General features: G+C 60.2%; 16 protein-coding genes and 1 riboswitch. Of the genes, 8 read left to right on the top strand and 8 right to left on the bottom strand.

The features are described from left to right. Nucleotides 1–378 precede the first annotated feature (378 nt). The gene (locus tag CKO25_RS00455) at nt 379–885 is read right to left on the bottom strand and encodes a hypothetical protein (protein ID WP_200385945.1); all 507 of its coding nucleotides are present in this window, start codon (nt 883–885) and stop codon (nt 379–381) included. A 341-nt stretch (nt 886–1,226) separates the two neighbouring features. Continuing rightward, a complete protein-coding gene (locus CKO25_RS00460; RefSeq protein WP_200386303.1) occupies nt 1,227–2,084 on the bottom strand; it encodes an NAD(+)--dinitrogen-reductase ADP-D-ribosyltransferase in 858 nt (285 codons plus the stop codon). A 182-nt stretch (nt 2,085–2,266) separates the two neighbouring features. Here CKO25_RS00460 and nifH point away from each other — a divergent pair, with 182 nt between their 5' ends. The 7 genes from nifH (at nt 2,267) to CKO25_RS00495 (ending at nt 8,134) form a co-directional block, all read left to right on the top strand. Next, on the top strand, nt 2,267–3,151 hold the full coding sequence (gene nifH / locus CKO25_RS00465; RefSeq protein ID WP_200385946.1) for a nitrogenase iron protein: 885 nt from the start codon (nt 2,267–2,269) through the stop codon (nt 3,149–3,151). Between the two features lie 126 nt (nt 3,152–3,277). Continuing rightward, nucleotides 3,278–4,762, top strand: coding sequence for a nitrogenase molybdenum-iron protein alpha chain (nifD, locus tag CKO25_RS00470; protein ID WP_200385947.1), 1,485 nt, complete (start codon nt 3,278–3,280; stop codon nt 4,760–4,762). A 151-nt stretch (nt 4,763–4,913) separates the two neighbouring features. Continuing rightward, nucleotides 4,914–6,485 carry a nitrogenase molybdenum-iron protein subunit beta gene (gene nifK, locus CKO25_RS00475; RefSeq protein WP_200385948.1) on the top strand — a complete coding sequence of 524 codons (1,572 nt, stop codon included), beginning with the start codon at nt 4,914–4,916 and terminating at the stop codon, nt 6,483–6,485. A gap of 75 nt (nt 6,486–6,560) precedes the next feature. Beyond that, a complete protein-coding gene (nifT, locus tag CKO25_RS00480; RefSeq protein ID WP_200385949.1) occupies nt 6,561–6,779 on the top strand; it encodes a putative nitrogen fixation protein NifT in 219 nt (72 codons plus the stop codon). Nucleotides 6,780–6,899: 120 nt separating this feature from the next. Then, complete coding sequence (locus CKO25_RS00485; protein WP_200385950.1) at nt 6,900–7,100, top strand: 4Fe-4S binding protein; 201 nt, start codon at nt 6,900–6,902, stop codon at nt 7,098–7,100. A gap of 60 nt (nt 7,101–7,160) precedes the next feature. Then, on the top strand, nt 7,161–7,868 hold the full coding sequence (nifX, locus tag CKO25_RS00490) for a nitrogen fixation protein NifX (protein ID WP_200385951.1): 708 nt from the start codon (nt 7,161–7,163) through the stop codon (nt 7,866–7,868). Beyond that, on the top strand, nt 7,865–8,134 hold the full coding sequence (locus CKO25_RS00495; protein WP_200385952.1) for a DUF6129 family protein: 270 nt from the start codon (nt 7,865–7,867) through the stop codon (nt 8,132–8,134). Before nifX ends, CKO25_RS00495 begins: the two co-directional genes overlap by 4 nt. 198 nt (nt 8,135–8,332) lie before the next feature. On the opposite strand, the gene CKO25_RS00500 is transcribed toward CKO25_RS00495, so the two are convergent. From CKO25_RS00500 to metK, 6 genes are all read right to left on the bottom strand, one after another. Further along, nucleotides 8,333–10,531: a sodium-translocating pyrophosphatase gene (locus tag CKO25_RS00500; RefSeq protein ID WP_200385953.1), complete on the bottom strand. Its 2,199-nt coding sequence runs from the start codon at nt 10,529–10,531 to the stop codon at nt 8,333–8,335. Between the two features lie 96 nt (nt 10,532–10,627). After that, entirely contained in the window at nt 10,628–11,407 is a 780-nt protein-coding gene (locus CKO25_RS00505) for a hypothetical protein (protein WP_200385954.1), read from the bottom strand. Nucleotides 11,408–11,670: 263 nt separating this feature from the next. Then, on the bottom strand, nt 11,671–12,081 hold the full coding sequence (locus tag CKO25_RS00510; protein ID WP_276568992.1) for a sulfur globule family protein: 411 nt from the start codon (nt 12,079–12,081) through the stop codon (nt 11,671–11,673). A 456-nt stretch (nt 12,082–12,537) separates the two neighbouring features. Continuing rightward, a complete protein-coding gene (metF, locus tag CKO25_RS00515) occupies nt 12,538–13,401 on the bottom strand; it encodes a methylenetetrahydrofolate reductase [NAD(P)H] (RefSeq protein ID WP_200385955.1) in 864 nt (287 codons plus the stop codon). A gap of 92 nt (nt 13,402–13,493) precedes the next feature. Beyond that, nucleotides 13,494–14,900, bottom strand: a complete 1,407-nt coding sequence (gene ahcY / locus CKO25_RS00520) for an adenosylhomocysteinase (RefSeq protein WP_200385956.1) — start codon at nt 14,898–14,900, stop codon at nt 13,494–13,496. A 21-nt stretch (nt 14,901–14,921) separates the two neighbouring features. Further along, nucleotides 14,922–15,006: riboswitch (S-adenosyl-L-homocysteine riboswitch) on the bottom strand. A 150-nt stretch (nt 15,007–15,156) separates the two neighbouring features. Continuing rightward, nucleotides 15,157–16,347: a methionine adenosyltransferase gene (gene metK / locus CKO25_RS00525; protein WP_242467300.1), complete on the bottom strand. Its 1,191-nt coding sequence runs from the start codon at nt 16,345–16,347 to the stop codon at nt 15,157–15,159. A gap of 284 nt (nt 16,348–16,631) precedes the next feature. Between metK and CKO25_RS00530 the strand changes: the two genes are divergently transcribed. Further along, nucleotides 16,632–17,186 (top strand): thioredoxin family protein, encoded by a 555-nt coding sequence (locus tag CKO25_RS00530; RefSeq protein ID WP_200385958.1) that lies wholly within the window; start codon nt 16,632–16,634, stop codon nt 17,184–17,186. Nucleotides 17,187–17,202 lie beyond the last annotated feature (16 nt).

Consider the following 17,202-nt stretch of genomic DNA (forward strand, 5'->3'; position numbering starts at 1 on the left):
AGAGCGAGCTGATTTTCGCGACGAGTCAGCGAGAGAAGTTCTTTCCCCAATGCGGTGCAAGAATGCTCTGCGTAGGCCAAACCTGATGTATAGGCGCTGGCTATCTGTGATGGAGGAGTCGGCATGTTGAAACAGCCCGACAGATAGGTTGAGGAAATTGCTGCTACAATCACTACTTGCTGCCCTGCTCTCACAGTTGTTCTCCTGACTCAAGGTGATCTTTTAATAATGTTACGTAGACGCTAGTCTTTATCAATCTGCCCAACATTCCCTTGGCTACTACATTGGTGGCCGTGGTCATTTTGATTATCTTCATGATGCCAAAAACAGAAAAGCCAAACCCCTCGATTTAACCAGGCAGTTCGGCTTGGTCCGTCGTCATGACATACGATTCTCGGGTTTCTCTGCTAATTTCTTGATAATACCCTCGACTATTTTTGCTTCGTTTTCTGTGAATTGCACCTCTTCGTCTTTCGGTGTATCGGCTAATTTTCGGTTTAACATAAAAATCCGATATGCGCCGTAAACTATACCGAGTACCGCACCTACTACTGCTAGAACTATTCCAACAGGACCTGTCAAAAAGCCGAGCACGCCTGTCGCAGCTGACGGTACGGTTGTCGCCGTTGTGGTCGCCACTACCGGAGCAGCCGTTCTCGCTAAAGTAGCGCCCATAAGTCCTTTCATAGAGGTGAGTGCCAACGCTATTCCCGCCCCGACAGTTGCTGTTGCACCTGTAAGAAGCCCAGTTATAGCAGAAGTACTCAAATATGTTCCTGCGACATAACCAGCAGTAGAGGTGACAATCATGCCACCTGCCGCATGCGGTACTAATGTTCCGCCGGTTGCAAGAGCAGTTATTATGGGAATTAATGGTAAAGGCATTCTAGTTCTCTTCTCACTATGTATTCAGATTGAACGCATCTTTACCTGTACTAGACCGCATGCGATTTAGTTCACAGATAGCCCCAACCGCAGATTCTCAGCCGACGCTTGAACGGCACAGCTCACACACTCAAAAACCAAACACAAAAAAGCCGAACCCCTCGATTTAACCAGGCAGTTCGGCTTGTCATGACGGTCGCTCTCCTCCGTGACGTGTGCGGAAAATATAGCACAGGATTCCGGGGCGGTCGTCACATCATGTCTACGCACAGTGGACCCTAGGTATCGGCCGGCGTCATCACCCACTCCCGTCCCACGTCCCTGTCGCAACCCCGACATTCTCAGACCGTGCTGATGCCGACCTCGAACACGCCGCCGATGACCACGAATTCATCCTCCCCCTTCAACATCCCCGGCAGCAATCGGTTGAAAAAGAAAATCTTCGGTAGAGGCACCTCCGCGATCAGGATGTAGTCCCCGAACTCGTCGGCGCGCTCGCGGCTGCTGGTGAAGCTGTTGAGGTTGTTGAAGAGCACCCGGTAGCGCTTGGGGCCGAGCTGTTCGAGGATCTCGTGCTCGTCGATGCGATTGATCCCGCGATACAGCGTGAGGTGCGTCTCTTCCGGATGGGCCAGCAGGAGCTCGTACTGACAATAGGTGTAGAGGAGGTCGAGCTGGGCCTCTAACGCATTGGTGGCATAGAGGCCGCGTGTCCCCTCGGCGACATAGTGTTGATAAACCTCGCTGTGTCGTCCTTGCAGGGGGCCGGCATGGTGACGAGCGAGCAGACCGAAGCGACTTTCGACCCAGTGCTTGAGGATGGCCCCTTCCCGCCCATCCGAGTCGAAGGACCAGCCGCGTGCCATGCGTAAATAATTGGCGTTAATCCGTTTTTTCTTGGTTTTCCCGGGAACAAGTCCAGCCTCGTCAAGGTGGTCGAGCAAAAAATGCGCGCTCATGTAGTCCTGGAAGGCTTGGGCGCGTGCGCGGTGCTGCGCGATGGGCGCGAGGGTCCGGAAGAGATCGGCATGAAAGTGGCGAACACCATCAAGTTCCAAGGGAACCGGATGCTTCTGGTAGGTCACGCTGCCGAGAATCACCGCGGGGAGATTGCAGTGGTTGAGTGGTAAGCGCGCATTCGCGGGCAGGGTGGCGGCGCAGGGCCGGTGGATGTGTGAGTTTTGTCGGTTGTTGTCCATACATGCCATGCGGCTTTGTCGGGGATGCCACCAGCCTCCTGACGCTTGAACGATTCAGATCATGATTACGATAACAATGACTTAGCCTAGAAAATCGTCATTGGCACATGCTTTGCTGCATGGTGGGTGAACACGAAATCTTGTCAACGCCCGCTGAGCGGGCCCTCACGGAGATCCACCTCATGGCAATGCGGCAATGCGCCATTTATGGCAAAGGCGGTATCGGTAAATCCACCACCACCCAGAATCTGGTCGCCGGTCTGGCTGAACTCGGCAAGAAGGTCATGATCGTCGGCTGCGACCCCAAGGCCGATTCCACCCGTCTGATCCTCCATGCCAAGGCACAGAATACCATCATGCAGATGGCGGCTGATGCCGGTTCGGTTGAAGACCTCGAGTTGGAAGACGTGCTCAAGGTCGGTTACGGCAACATCAAATGCGTGGAATCGGGTGGCCCGGAGCCGGGCGTCGGCTGTGCCGGTCGCGGCGTCATCACCGCCATCAACTTCCTCGAAGAGGAAGGCGCCTATGAAGACGACCTCGATTTCGTCTTCTACGACGTGCTCGGCGACGTGGTCTGTGGTGGGTTCGCCATGCCGATCCGCGAGAACAAGGCGCAGGAGATCTACATCGTCTGCTCCGGCGAGATGATGGCCATGTTCGCGGCCAACAACATCGCTAAGGGCATCGTGAAGTACGCCAGCTCTGGCTCGGTGCGTCTGGCCGGCCTCATCTGTAACAGTCGGAACACCGCCCGCGAAGACGAGCTGATCATGGAGCTGGCCCGTCAGCTCGGCACCCAGATGATCCACTTCGTGCCGCGCGACAACGTCGTGCAGCGCGCCGAGATCCGCCGCATGACGGTCATCGAGTACGACCCCAAGTCCAAGCAGGCGCAGGAGTATCGCGACCTGGCCAACAAGATCATCGAAAACAAGAAGTTCGTGATCCCCACGCCGATCAGCATGGATGCGCTCGAAGATCTGCTGATGGACTTCGGCCTGATGGATGGCGAGGACGAGAGCATCGTTGGCAAGACGGCGGAAGAAGAGGCCGTTGCAGCCTGAACCCGCGTCGCTCGGCAGCCGTATTGAATGGACGCGGCGGTACGACACCGCCGTTCTTTGGTCATTCATTTCTCAACGCGTGACCGTCGGCAGATTGGCCGCGGCACCGAATCGAGGAAAGCCAGTATGTCAGCATTGACTCGCGAAGAAGCCCAGGCCCTCATTCAAGAGGTCCTCGAGGTCTATCCTGAGAAGGCGAAGAAGGATCGCGCCAAGCATTTGGCGGTCAACGACCAATCGGTCGAGCAGTCGAAGAAATGCATCATCTCCAATCGGAAATCCCTGCCCGGCGTCATGACGGTCCGGGGCTGCGCCTACGCCGGATCGAAGGGTGTGGTTTGGGGACCGATCAAGGACATGGTCCATATCTCGCACGGCCCCGTTGGTTGTGGTGCCTACTCACGCGCCGGTCGTCGCAACTATTACGTGGGTCACACGGGCGTGAACACCTTCGGAACCATGAACTTCACCTCGGACTTCCAGGAGAAGGACATCGTCTTCGGCGGGGACAAGAAGCTCGACAAACTCATCAGCGAGATCGAGACCCTGTTTCCCTTGAGCAAGGGCATCAGCGTTCAGTCCGAGTGTCCGATCGGTCTGATTGGCGACGATATCGAGGCGGTTTCGAAAAAGAAGAGCAAGGAGCTCAACAAGCCGGTCGTCCCGGTGCGTTGTGAAGGCTTCCGTGGGGTCTCGCAGTCCTTGGGGCACCATATCGCCAATGACGCGATTCGCGACTGGGTCATTGGCAATCGCGATGGCGATGAGTCCTTCCAAACGGGTCCCTATGATGTCGCGGTGATCGGTGACTACAACATCGGTGGTGATGCTTGGTCCTCGCGCATCCTTCTCGAAGAGATGGGCCTGCGCGTGGTGGCTCAGTGGTCGGGCGATGGGACGCTGTCCGAGATGGAGCTGACCTCTAAGGTCAAGCTGAACCTCATCCATTGCTATCGCTCCATGAATTACATCTCCCGTCACATGGAAGAGAAGTACGGGATCCCTTGGATGGAGTACAACTTCTTCGGTCCAACCAAGATCGCCGAGTCGTTGCGCAAGATTGCCGCCTTCTTCGACGAGACCATCCAGGCCAATGCCGAACAGGTCATTGCCAAGTATCAGGCCGAATACGATGCGGTGATCGCCAAGTATCGTCCGCGCCTTGAGGGCAAGAAGGTCATGCTCTATGTGGGCGGACTGCGTCCGCGCCACGTCATCGGCGCCTACGAAGACCTCGGCATGGAGGTGGTCGGGACCGGCTACGAGTTCGCGCACAATGACGATTATGACCGCACCATCAAAGAGATGGGTAACGCGACCCTGCTCTACGACGATATCACCGGCTACGAGTTCGAAGAGTTCGTCAAGAAGGTCAAGCCCGACCTGATCGGCTCCGGCATCAAGGAGAAGTACATCTTCCAGAAGATGGGCATCCCCTTCCGTCAGATGCACTCCTGGGATTACTCCGGTCCTTACCACGGCTACGACGGCTTCGCCATCTTCGCCCGTGACATGGATATGACGATCAACAACCCCTGCTGGAAAAAGCTGCAGGCGCCTTGGCTGCAGAGCTCTGAGCAAGACGCCACGCCACAAGCGGCCAGCGCTTAAGGGTAGCGGGTTCGCGCGGTAAAGCCCTGGACCTCTGTGGGGTGGGATTGGACGAGTATCCGCCCACCCCGCAGCGGACCTGAACGAGTGACCGAACTCAGATTCAAGCATGTCGTTGTCCGCGGATGAGCGGCGCGGCAGGAGTAGACCCATGAGCCAGACCATCGACAACATCAAGCCCAGCTATCCCTTGTTCACGGAAGCCGAATATGTGGACAACCTGGCCAAGAAGCAGGGCGGCGTCGAAGAGCGCCACAGTGACGAGAAGATCGAAGAGGTCTTCCAGTGGACGACGACGCAGGAATACCAGGAGCTCAACTTCAAGCGTGAGGCCCTGACCGTTAACCCGGCCAAGGCCTGTCAGCCCCTCGGCGCCGTCCTCTGCGCGCTCGGGTTCGAGAAGACGCTCCCGTACGTGCATGGCTCGCAGGGCTGCGTGGCCTATTTCCGGACCTACTTCAACCGTCATTTCAAAGAGCCGATCGCCTGCGTGTCCGACTCCATGACGGAAGACGCGGCTGTCTTCGGCGGCCAGAAAAACATGATGGACGGCCTGGAGAACGCCCGTGCGCTCTACAAGCCCGAGATGATCGCCGTCTCCACGACCTGCATGGCCGAGGTCATCGGTGACGACCTCAATGCCTTTATCGGCAACGCCAAGAAAGAAGGGTACGTCCCGGAGGAATTCCCGACCCCGTTTGCGCACACCCCGAGCTTTGTGGGCAGCCACACGACCGGCTGGGACAACATGTTCGAAGGGATCATGCGCTACTTCACGATCAATGCCATGGAGGACAAGGTCGTCGGCTCCAATGGCAAGATCAACCTGGTTCCGGGCTTCGAGACCTATCTCGGCAACTATCGTGTCATGCACCGCATGATGAAGGAGATGGGCGTCGACTATAGCTTGCTGTGCGACCCGACCGAAGTGCTCGACACCCCAGCCGATGGCGAGTACCGCATGTACGACGGCGGCACGAGCATCGCCGAGGTGAAGGACGCGCCGAATGCGATCGACACCCTGTTGCTGCAGCCTTGGCAGTTGCCGAAGACGCGCAAGTTCGCCGAGATCACCTGGAAGCAGCCGGTCAACCACATCAAGATCCCGATGGGGCTGGAGTGGACCGACGAGTTCCTGATGAAGGTCTCCGAGTTGACCGGCAAGCCGATCCCCGAGTCGTTGGCTAAGGAACGCGGTCGTCTGGTCGACATGATGACCGACAGCCACACCTGGCTGCACGGCAAGAAGTTCGCGCTCTACGGGGATGCTGACTTCGTGCTGGGGATGGTCAAGTTCCTGCTCGAGTTGGGTGCCGAGCCGACGCACATCCTCTGCAACCACGCTAACAAGCGTTGGAAGAAGGAAGTCGAAGGCGTCCTAGCTTCGTCGCCCTACGGCAAGGAAGGCAAGGTCTACACCAGCTCGGATCTCTGGCACTTCCGCTCGCTGTGCTTCACCGACAAGCCGGATTTCATGATCGGCAACAGCTACGGCAAGTTCATCCAGCGCGACACCCTGCACAAGGGCAAGGAGCATGAGGTCCCTCTGATCCGGATCGGCTTCCCGATCTTTGACCGCCACCACCTGCATCGTATGACCACCATGGGTTACGAAGGAGCCATGTACATCCTCACGACCCTGGTCAACGCGGTCCTTGAACGGCTCGATGAAGACACCCGCGAGATGGGTGTGACCGACTTCAACTACGACTTGGTCAGGTAGACCCGTGCGCGGTGCCCTCGGCCCTCACGCCGAGATGCTGGGGGTGCCGCGCGAACGAGACGAGGCAAACCGCTGATGCCGAACGTGATGATTCGTAAGAATGACGCGGGAGACCTGCTCTTCTACGTCGCGAAGAAAGATATGGAGGAGACGATTTCCTCCGTGGAATTGGACGATAGTGAACAATGGGGTGGGGCCGTTGAGCTGACCGATGGGTCACGTTGGTACATCGATCCGATCAGCCCACCGCCGACCTTTCCGACCACGTTGCGCTTCAAGCGAGGCGATGACTGAGTGACCGCTCCCACGGGCGCGGTGTCGTGCGTTCGGGACTGACCGGTCGCGACGACGACGATGACGCCGGTCAACGTCGAAAGATGCTGTCTGAAATCGAATCCGATCAGGAGTAATGACATGGCCCTACAGATTATTCGTGAACTGTGCACGGCTTGCGGCGACTGTGAGCCACTGTGCCCAACGCAATCCATCTCGGCATGGAAAGGTGTGTACCGGATCGACGCCGGAACCTGCAGTGAATGCGAGGGCGACGGCGAGCCGGGTTTGCCGCAATGTCTCGATGTCTGCATGGAAGAAGACTGTATCGTCCCGGCTTGAGGGTTCGGTCCAGATCAGATCCAACGTGCCTCGCGGCACGCGCACCGGGAGTTGCAACAGATGCCTCATGACACCCTCTCCGACGAGATCGCTCTGCGGATCGGTCTCGCGGCACGCCATCTTCCCGATCGGGATCCGGCGCGTTTGCTTCGCGTGCTCGCCGATTGCACGGGTTTGCCGCCGAGCGCCGCGGCCCTCGAACGTCTGCGTATCAAGGATCTCAAACAGGCTGCCGACGGCGAACTGGCGGATCTCGATCCTGATCTGCTCAAGAGTCTGCTGGCCTACCTCAAAGGTGAGGCGGGGCATGACCTGGCTCCGGCCCCACCGATCGAGCCGTATCGCGAGGGCGAGATGCCGGGCTCGATCCGGGTGGCCTGTGCCTCCAATGGAGGCGATGACCTCGATGGGCATTTCGGCGCCGCGCGTCGCTTTTTGATTTATCAGGTGTCGGCACGGGAGGCGCGCCTCATCGCGGTCCGCGAGACGGACGAGGCCGACACGAGTGAGGATAAGAACGCGGCGCGCACTGCCTTGATTCGCGACTGCCAGGTGCTGTACGTTGCCTCGATTGGTGGACCGGCAGCCGCAAAGGTGGTCAAGGCGGACATTCACCCCATTAAGGATGCGCAAGGGGGCAGCGTGCAGACGCGTCTACAGGCGTTGCAGCGGGTCTTGAGCGAGAAGACGCCACCCTGGCTCGCCAAGGTGATGGGGCAGGACGCCGAGGCACGGGTGCGCTTCGCCCGCTCGGTGGATGCGGCATGATCTCGCAGGATCGTCTCGATCAGATCATGGCGGTGGTCCAGCGGGCCGGGTTGAGTCAGGAGATCGTGCAAGCCCTGCGTGAGGCCTTCACCGATCTTCACCTGACCTACTGCAGTGACGATGACATCATGGGTGCAACGCCCGTGCGCAGCGCGGCGAATTGCCACCTCTACCTAGTCGATGGCCGTGGACACTGTTTGAGCCTGACCACCGATCTCGAGGTGGCAACCGGTGTCGTGCTGGCCGAGATCGATCCCTCCGCGTGATCTGACCAACGCCCTGAGCGGTCGCCTGTCGTGGCGACCGCTCGGGAGCACCCTCTCCGTGAACCGCGCCCGCTCCAATCACGACGGTCGTTGCGCGGTCGTATGCGGTGCTCGTCTCCTCGACGGCCTCCCGTTGGGCGGCGTGTAGGGCGACGCCCCCGATCCGCTCAGTCCGCTCAGTCCGTCGGATCAGATCTCTCAGATCAGGCTGTAGGACACGGTCACACCGGCCACGACGATCGCCATGATGCTCATGAGCTTGACGAGGATATTGAGGCTTGGGCCCGAGGTGTCCTTAAAGGGGTCGCCGACGGTATCGCCGATGACGGAGGCGCGGTGCGCACGGGAACTCTTGCCGCCGTGATAACCGGATTCGATGTATTTCTTGGCGTTGTCCCAAGCGCCGCCGGCGTTTGAGAGGAACACCGCGAGCACGAACCCACTGGCGAGCCCGCCCATCAGCAAACCGATGACACCAGCGACACCCAGCACGAGTCCGACGACCACTGGAGTGGTGACGGCGAGCAATGCCGGCAGGATCATCTCCCGTTGTGCACCCATGGTCGAAATCGCCACGCAGCGCTCATAGTTGGGTTGTGAGGTGCCCTGCAGGATGCCAGGATCCTCGCGAAACTGACGTCGGACCTCTTCGACCATCAGGATGGCGGCGCGACCAACGGCCTGCACCGTCATGCCGCTGAAGACAAAAGCCACCATGGCACCCAACAAGAGTCCTACCAAGACAGCCGGATTCAGCAAGGTGACATTGAAGAAGATCATGAAGTCAGTCAGGGTCGCCTGTGCCGTTTCGACCGTCATGCCGTGACCGAGGGTCAGCATCGTTTGCCCAGACTTGACCAGCTCGATGCGGATGACTTCGATGTAGGAGGCGATCAAGGCTAGCGCGGTCAAGGCCGCCGAACCGATCGCGAAACCCTTGCCCGTGGCGGCCGTCGTGTTGCCTAATGAATCCAATGCATCGGTCCGTGCCCGCACCTCCGCGCCCAAACCACTCATTTCCGCATTGCCGCCGGCGTTGTCCGCGATCGGCCCGTAGGCATCGCTCGCGAGCGTGATCCCCAAGGTCGAGAGCATGCCGACTGCCGCAATGGCGACACCATAGAGCCCCAGGTTCATCTGGGTGAGATCGAAGCCCGAAGCGAACCAGTAGGCGAGGATGATGCCGGTGCCGACCGCGAGGACCGGCAGGGCGGTGGAGAGCATGCCTACGCCTACGCCAGCGATGATCAGGGTCGCGGGTCCCCCTTCGCCTTGGCTGGCGATGTGTCGGGTCGGTCGATAGCTTGCCGAGGTGGCGTACTCGGTCGAGCGTCCCACGATGATGCCCGTGACCAGACCCGTGACCACGGCCGCCCAGATCCCCCACACATTCGGGATGCCAAGCAGGAGCAGCAGCACGGCCGCCCCCGCAATAATCATCAGGGCGCTGGCATTGATACCACGCGACAGGGAGGCCAGGAGATCCTTTTGGGTGGCGTCTTCTTTCGTCCTCACCAAAAAGACCCCGATGATGGAGAGCAGGATGCCGATCGCAGCGATGGCAATGGGGGCGACCACCGCTTTCATCTGCAGGGTCGGATCCGTGACATAGGCGGCGGCGCCCAGCGCGCAAGCCGCCAGGATGGAGCCGCAATAGGACTCGAAGAGATCCGCGCCCATACCCGCGACGTCACCGACGTTATCCCCCACGTTGTCGGCGATCACGGCTGGATTGCGCGGGTCGTCCTCCGGAATGCCGGATTCAACCTTGCCCACGAGATCGGCACCCACGTCCGCGGCCTTGGTGAAGATGCCGCCACCGACCCGGGCAAACATGGCTTGCAATGAGGCTCCGACCCCGAAGGTCAGGATCGTGGTCGTGATCAAGACCATCCGGACCCCTTCACCCGCCGTTCCCTCGGGGACCAGCAGATTGGCCAGCAGGAACCAGACAACGATATTTCCCAGCCCCAAGCCGACCACGACCAGGCCCATGACGGCACCGCTGCGAAAGGCGATCCGCAAGGCATCCGGAAGGGATGTGCGCGCCGCGGCGGCCGTTCGGGTCGACGCGAGGGTGGCGGTTTGCATCCCAAAATAGCCGGCGAGGGCAGAGAAGAAGCCACCGAAGACGAAGGTGAAGGGGAGCCAGGGATTCTGCAACTCGAACTGATAGGCGAGGACGCCGAAGACGATGGCGAGGAGCGTGAAGACCAACAGCATGATCTTGTACTGCTGGCGCAGATAGGCCATGGATCCCTGTCGGACATGCTCGCCGATCTCGCGCATCCGCGCCGTTCCAGCATCGTGACTGAGCATGGCCTTGAAGAACGTCCGAGCGTAGATCAATGCCAGCACCGCGGCAATCGGAGCAATCCAAAATACGGGCTCGTTCATGGAGGTTCCCACTGCATGAGGACATCAAAAGGAAAACTGTGCAGATCATGTGACCCGCACCGTCGCGTCTGCCCGCAGGTCGAGCGACAGACGCGGTTATTCCAGCCCCGTCACCTGGGCCGAACGCCACCAATTTCGATACCGTCCCTCAAGCTCTTCGAGATTGGGGAGCCGGTAGTACGCAAACGCCTGCTGGTCACCAACGTAGAAGCCGCCCTGAACCATCCGGTAGAGCACGCCCTCCTTGACTTGCTTCAAGACCAACTTGCTCGGTTTGGTGTCGTTGTATTTCAGCTCGGTCAGGACATCACGCAGATGGACGAGGTTGGGATAGGGTAGGTCATGAGCCGAGCCCTTCTCGGGATCGAATGCAAGCTCACCGATCCGCAACTCGGAGAAGACGATACGCGGGACATGGACGGGATGCGCGGGATTGGTGATGGCATCGGAGAAATCGTGCGGCTCGGAGCGACTCGCGACCAGTGGGGTGATCGGACAAAACTCCTGGTAGAGGTGGAGCCGTCCGGTCGGTTCCGGGAGATAGGCCGCGCGCTCGAGTTCCAGTGTCTTGCCGTCATTCGTGACGAGATAGAGATTGCCGAGCGCGGAGATGGGAATCCGCGAGAGGACGCGGTAGGTGGAGAGATAGACCGAACGCTTGGGTGACCCGTCCGGCTGTGTCACACAGCGTTCGTCGAGGAGACGAAAAGGGAAGTCATCCGAGCGAAAGCTGGGATCGACCTCGAAGAAGATCGCCTCGCCTTTCACATGCGCCTTGGAGCCAATCGCATAGTAACTGCCGAACGCATCCGGTTCGAGCATCGAGCCAATCAGCGCTTGCGGGATCAGGGAGAGGTACAGGTGTTTCTCTGGCATGCCAAGCCTCGCATGGATGACCACGGATGTCCGAGTGGACCCGATGTGCCTCAATTATCATCATGACGCGGATTTTTGTGGAGCAGAGATCGGAGGGGGTCGTGCGTGGAGCCTCTAGGTTCGTCCGGTCGGACTTTGGGTTCGTGCGACTGGTGTGATCAAAAGAACGTCTTCACTGGCCTAGCGTGACCGCACCGGCCCGCCAACGTGGCCCCAAAGCTCGGGAGCCAGGTGACGTGCCGGATGCGGGACTTCAGCTCAAATTACTGAGCAGGCATGGCCGCTGGCGGGGCCATTGGCGCTTGGGGCATGGCACCATAGGGCGGTGCGCCGTAGCCGTAGGGGGCGCCTTGACCATAAGGGGCCCCGTAGCCATAGGGCGCGCCGTAGCCGTAGGGTGCGCCATAGCCTTGACCGTAACCCTGGCCGTAGCCCTGCCCGTAGCCACGTCCACGTCCGTAGGAGCGACCACCGCCACTCATGTTCATGTTGAAATCGCCAGTGCCGTCACCGAACATGTCGCCGAAGTTGTCCATCATGCCACTGCCATAGCCAGGACCACCGTAACCAGGACCGCCATAGCCCGGGCCACCCCACCAGGCGCTGGCGGAGAAGGACGCGCCTGCCAGGGCAACAACAGCGGCAAGACCAGCGGTTTTGATCATCTTATTCATTGTCTTCCTTCCTTATCATGGTCACGAAACAGTGAGCGCGAGCGAACCCGCGATGTGGTCCTTCGCAGGGTCGGATCGACTCCGATACCTGCTCGGGAACGAGCGCGAAGCCAGTGGTGGCTCCCAGTGCGTGGGTGCCGGACTGGGCTTCGGAATGAACCGTATGAAGGCGCAAGCAGCCGAACGGCACGATTTGCCGAGTTTCGCAAATCAAGGCAGAAGGGAGATTGCGGGCTTGACGGCCCCTGTCGACGAGATGGTGATCAGCGCGGTCGCTCAGACCAAACATCACCCGTCCAACGTATTCCGAGTATAGGCGTCAACATGGTGACGGCGCAACGACTAAACGAAAATGTTGCTCCGGGGACAGCGCCAACAGCGCGGGAACAGGCCGTGGCCTGTTCCCCTCGCGAGGTTGCCAAACGCGGTCCTCGGGCGCGGCCCCGGCGAGGCTGATCAGGGCGTCCGTGGAAGGTCGAGTTCCTGCCACAGGCGCAGCGTTGGGGCGGATTGATTCATGGTGTAGACGTGCAGGCCCGGCGCACCGCCGTCAAGCAGGCGACGGCAGAGTGTGAGAACGACCTCGTGCCCGAATGCGCGCAGGCTCTCGACATCATCCCCGAAGGCCTCGAGTCGGCGCCGGATCCAGCGTGGGATCTCGGCACCACAGGCATCGGAGAAGCGCGCCAATTGCGTGAAATTGGTGATGGGCATGATGCCAGGGATGATGGGGATCCTGATGCCCACCCCCGCGCAGCGCTCAACGAAGGCAAAATAAGCATCCGGATTATAGAAATACTGCGTGATGGCGGCGTCCGCGCCGGCCTCGACCTTGCGTTTGAAGTTGGCGAGGTCGCGCTCGGGCGAACCGGATTGCGGGTGATACTCGGGATAGGCGGCGACCTCGATCTTGAACTGATCCCCGCAGGTGTCGCGGATGAAGGTCACGAGTTCATTGGCATAACGAAAATCTCCGCCGGTGCCGCCCCCCATGCCGGATGGGAGATCGCCACGCAGGGCCACTAGGCGCTGGACCCCTTGTTCCCGATAGCGTGCCAAGATCTGGCTGATCTCGGCTCTTGTTGAGCCCACGCAGGCCATGTGCGGAGCGGTTTCGATGCGTTGCGCGCGCAACCAGTCGACGGTCTCGAAGGTCCGTTCACGAGTCGAGCCTCCGGCCCCATAGGTCACGGAGAAATAGTCAGGCGCGAGCTCGTTGAGTCGCGCGATCTCCTGTTTGAGTTTCTCCAATCCCTCTGGTGTCTTGGGAGGAAAGAGTTCGACACTGAAAATGGGTGTCGGATGTGATGACAGTGGCATGACGTTCGATCCTCCAAGCACCGCTCATGCGGCACGCACGACGCTGGGTCCGCTTAGCCGCCGAGACGGCCTAAGCGGACCCCGGCTGCCGATCAGTAACGATAGCTTTCGGCCTTGTAGGGTCCGTCGACCGGGACGCCGATGTAGTCAGCCTGTGCGCGAGTTAGGACGGTCAGCTTGACGCCGATCTTGTCGAGGTGCAGCCGAGCGACGTCCTCATCGAGATGCTTTGGCAGCACATAGACCCCGATCGGGTACTGCTCGGGTTTGGTGTAGATCTCGATCTGCGCCAAAACCTGGTTGGTGAAGCTGTTGGACATCACAAAGCTCGGGTGTCCGGTCGCGCAGCCCAGGTTCACGAGCCGCCCCTCGGCCAACAAGGTGATGCGATGACCATCGGGGAAGATGATTTGGTCAACCTGGGGCTTGATGTTGATCCACTCGTACTGCTTGAGTGAAGAAACCTGAATCTCGTTGTCGAAGTGGCCGATGTTGCAGACGATGGCCTGGTCCTTCATTGCGGCCATGTGGTCATGGGTGATGATGTCGGTGTTGCCGGTGGCGGTCACGAAGATGTCGATCATGCCAATCACGTCTTCGATGGTCACGACACGATACCCTTCCATCGCAGCCTGCAGCGCACAGATGGGATCCACCTCGGTGACCCATACGGTCGCGCCTAGGCCACGCAGCGAGGCGGCGGAGCCCTTGCCGACATCACCGAAGCCGCAGACCAAGGCGATCTTGCCGGCAATCATGACGTCGGTGGCACGCTTGATGGCATCGACGAGCGATTCCCGACAACCGTAGAGGTTGTCGAATTTCGACTTGGTAACCGAGTCGTTGACATTCATGGCCGGAAAGAGCAATTGCCCATCGCGGTACATCTGATAGAGCCGATGCACACCCGTGGTCGTCTCCTCGGTCACGCCCCGAATGCCCTCGGCAATGCCATGCCAGTGCTTGGGATCACGCGCGAAGGTGCGCGCGAGCAAACCGAGAATGGACTGCCATTCCTCGCTGTCATCGGGCTTTGCCGCGGGGATCGCGCCGGCTTGTTCGTACTCGACACCCTTATGGACGATCAGGGTGGCGTCGCCCCCGTCATCAAGGATCATGTTGGGGCCGCCGCCGTCGGGCCAGTTCAAGACCTGCTCGGTGCACCACCAGTACTCATCGAGGGTCTCCCCCTTCCAGGCGAACACGGGAATGCCCGCGGCGGCGATCGCGGCGGCGGCGTGATCCTGGGTCGAGAAGATGTTGCAGGAACACCAGCGTACCTCGGCACCGAGCGCAACCAAGGTCTCGATCAGCACCGCGGTCTGGATCGTCATGTGCAAACTTCCGCTGATGCGCGCGCCCGCTAGCGGCTTGGTTTGACCATACCGCTCGCGCAGTGCGATCAGACCAGGCATCTCGGTCTCGGCGATGTCCATCTCCTTGCGCCCGAAATCGGCCAGGGCAATGTCGGCAACCTTGTAATCGGTGAACTCACTCATGGTTATCATCTCTTGATCAAACGTGAGTGAGCGCCGTTGTCGTGTCGACCACACCCTCGAGCCTGGCCCGAGCCGCGGGGCTCGGGTCGCAACGCTCCTCGAGGGGGCGGTGTTCGTTCAAACAAACTAACAGTGTGTGGGCATCGGCTCCGTTCATCCAGTTTGCAGCGCCTGCGCGCGGGGGCAGGATCGCGGTTGGCGCGCTCCGAGGATGAGGGCGGGCTGCTTGCGTTCGCCCCCGCGCCGAACTCTGGCCTCAGATTCCAGCCGCATCCCGTAACAGATCGGCCTTGTCGGTGCGCTCCCAGGTGAAACCAGGCTCGGAGCGTCCGAAGTGACCGTAGGCGGCCGTCTCGCGAAACTGGATCAGGTCGCGGTTGGTGAGTTCCAGCATCCGCATGATGCCGTATGGGCGCAGATCGAAGTGCGCGCGAATCAACTCGATGATGCGGTGTTCGCTGATGTTGGCGGTGCCAAAGGTCTCGATCGAGAGCGACGTGGGCTCCGCCACGCCGATCGCGTAGGACACCTGCACCTCACACTTGTCGGCGAGACCGGCCGCGACGATGTTCTTGGCCACGTAACGACCGGCGTAGGCGGCGGACCGATCAACCTTGGACGGGTCCTTGCCCGAGAAGGCGCCCCCGCCATGCCGGGCCATCCCGCCGTAGGTATCGACGATGATCTTCCGTCCGGTCAAGCCACAGTCACCGACCGGGCCGCCGATGATGAACTGCCCCGTGGGGTTGATGTGGTAGCGGGTCTCGCGGGTCAGCCAGCCGGTCTCGCCCAGCACGGGCTTGATGATCTCTTCCATCACCGCCTCGCGCAGCACGCTTTGGCTGACGTCAGGGCTGTGTTGGGTCGAGAGCACCACGGCCTCGAGCCCCGCCGGCTTCCCGTCCACATAGCGGAAGGTGACCTGGGACTTGGCATCGGGACGCAGCCAGGACAGGGTGCCATTCTTGCGCACCTCGGCCTGACGTTTGACGAGGCGGTGGGCGTAGTCGATGGCGGCGGGCATCAGTTGATCGGTTTCGTTCGTCGCGTAACCGAACATCATGCCCTGATCGCCGGCGCCCTGGGACTCCTCCGTCTCGCGGTCCACGCCCTGGCCGATATCCCTCGATTGCTCGCCGAGCGCGACCAAGACGCCACAGGTGTGGCCATCGAAGCCGACCTCGGAACCGTCGTAGCCGATGTCCGTGACCACCTTGCGCACGACGCCTTCGTAGTCGATCTTGAGGTTCTCGTCGGTGAGTGTGATCTCGCCCGCCAGCACGACAAACCCTGTTTTTACCAGGGTTTCGCAGGCGACCCGAGCCTTGGCATGATTGGGATCGCGACGATAGATCTCATCGAGGACCGCGTCGGAGATCTGGTCCGCCATCTTGTCCGGATGGCCTTCGGAAACGGACTCGGAGGTGAAGATATAATCCTTGGTCATCATAAGTTGTCATGGCCTGCGTGGTGGCGCCAGGGGCGTGGTTGACGGACGCGCTATGATAGCGATTTCGATTGATCGCGCAAAATCACCCGACGTGGTGATGCGCTAGGTCGCCTAGGAGCAGAGACTGCCGCGCTCGGCAAGGCGGGCGCTTGGCGCGCCGGTTGCCGCGCCCGGGTCTTGGGCTGATGGTCGGAGGATGGCGTCCGGGAGGTTGAGTGATTTCGCAATCACCCGTGTTCCGGTACCATCAAGTCACCGAATTGTATTGAGACAACCATCCGATGGCCTCTCTCGAAACCCCGATATGTGACTTCGGGCGGGCGGCGCCCGACTTTTCCCTGCCCGGCGTGGACGGTGAGATCTGGACTCGTGACCGCTGCCGTGGCGAACGGGGCCTCTTGGTGATGTTCATCTGCAATCACTGCCCCTACGTCAAGGCCGTGCGGGAACGCATCGTCCGCGATACCCGTGCGTTGATGGATCTGGGTCTTGGGTGCGTGGCGATCATGTCGAACGATCCGCGGGACTATCCCGAGGACTCCTTCGAGAACATGCGGCAGGTCGCCGCGGAGTTCTCCTTTCCATTTCCCTATCTGCTCGACGAGACGCAAGCGGTCGCGCGCCTCTATGGTGCGGTCTGCACCCCGGATTTCTTCGGCTTCAATGCGGGACTGGAATTGCAATACCGCGGTCGTCTCGATGCCAGTCGCAAGGAGACGGCCCCGCAGACGGTACGACGCGATCTCTACGAGGCGATGAAGCAGGTCGCTGAGACCGGCCAGGGCCCGCATGAGCAGATCCCGAGTATCGGTTGCTCGATTAAGTGGCGAGCGTGACCCCGCGTTCGTTTTA

Source organism: Thiocapsa imhoffii (genome assembly GCF_016583985.1).
Taxonomy (GTDB): Bacteria; Pseudomonadota; Gammaproteobacteria; order Chromatiales; family Chromatiaceae; genus Thiocapsa; species Thiocapsa imhoffii.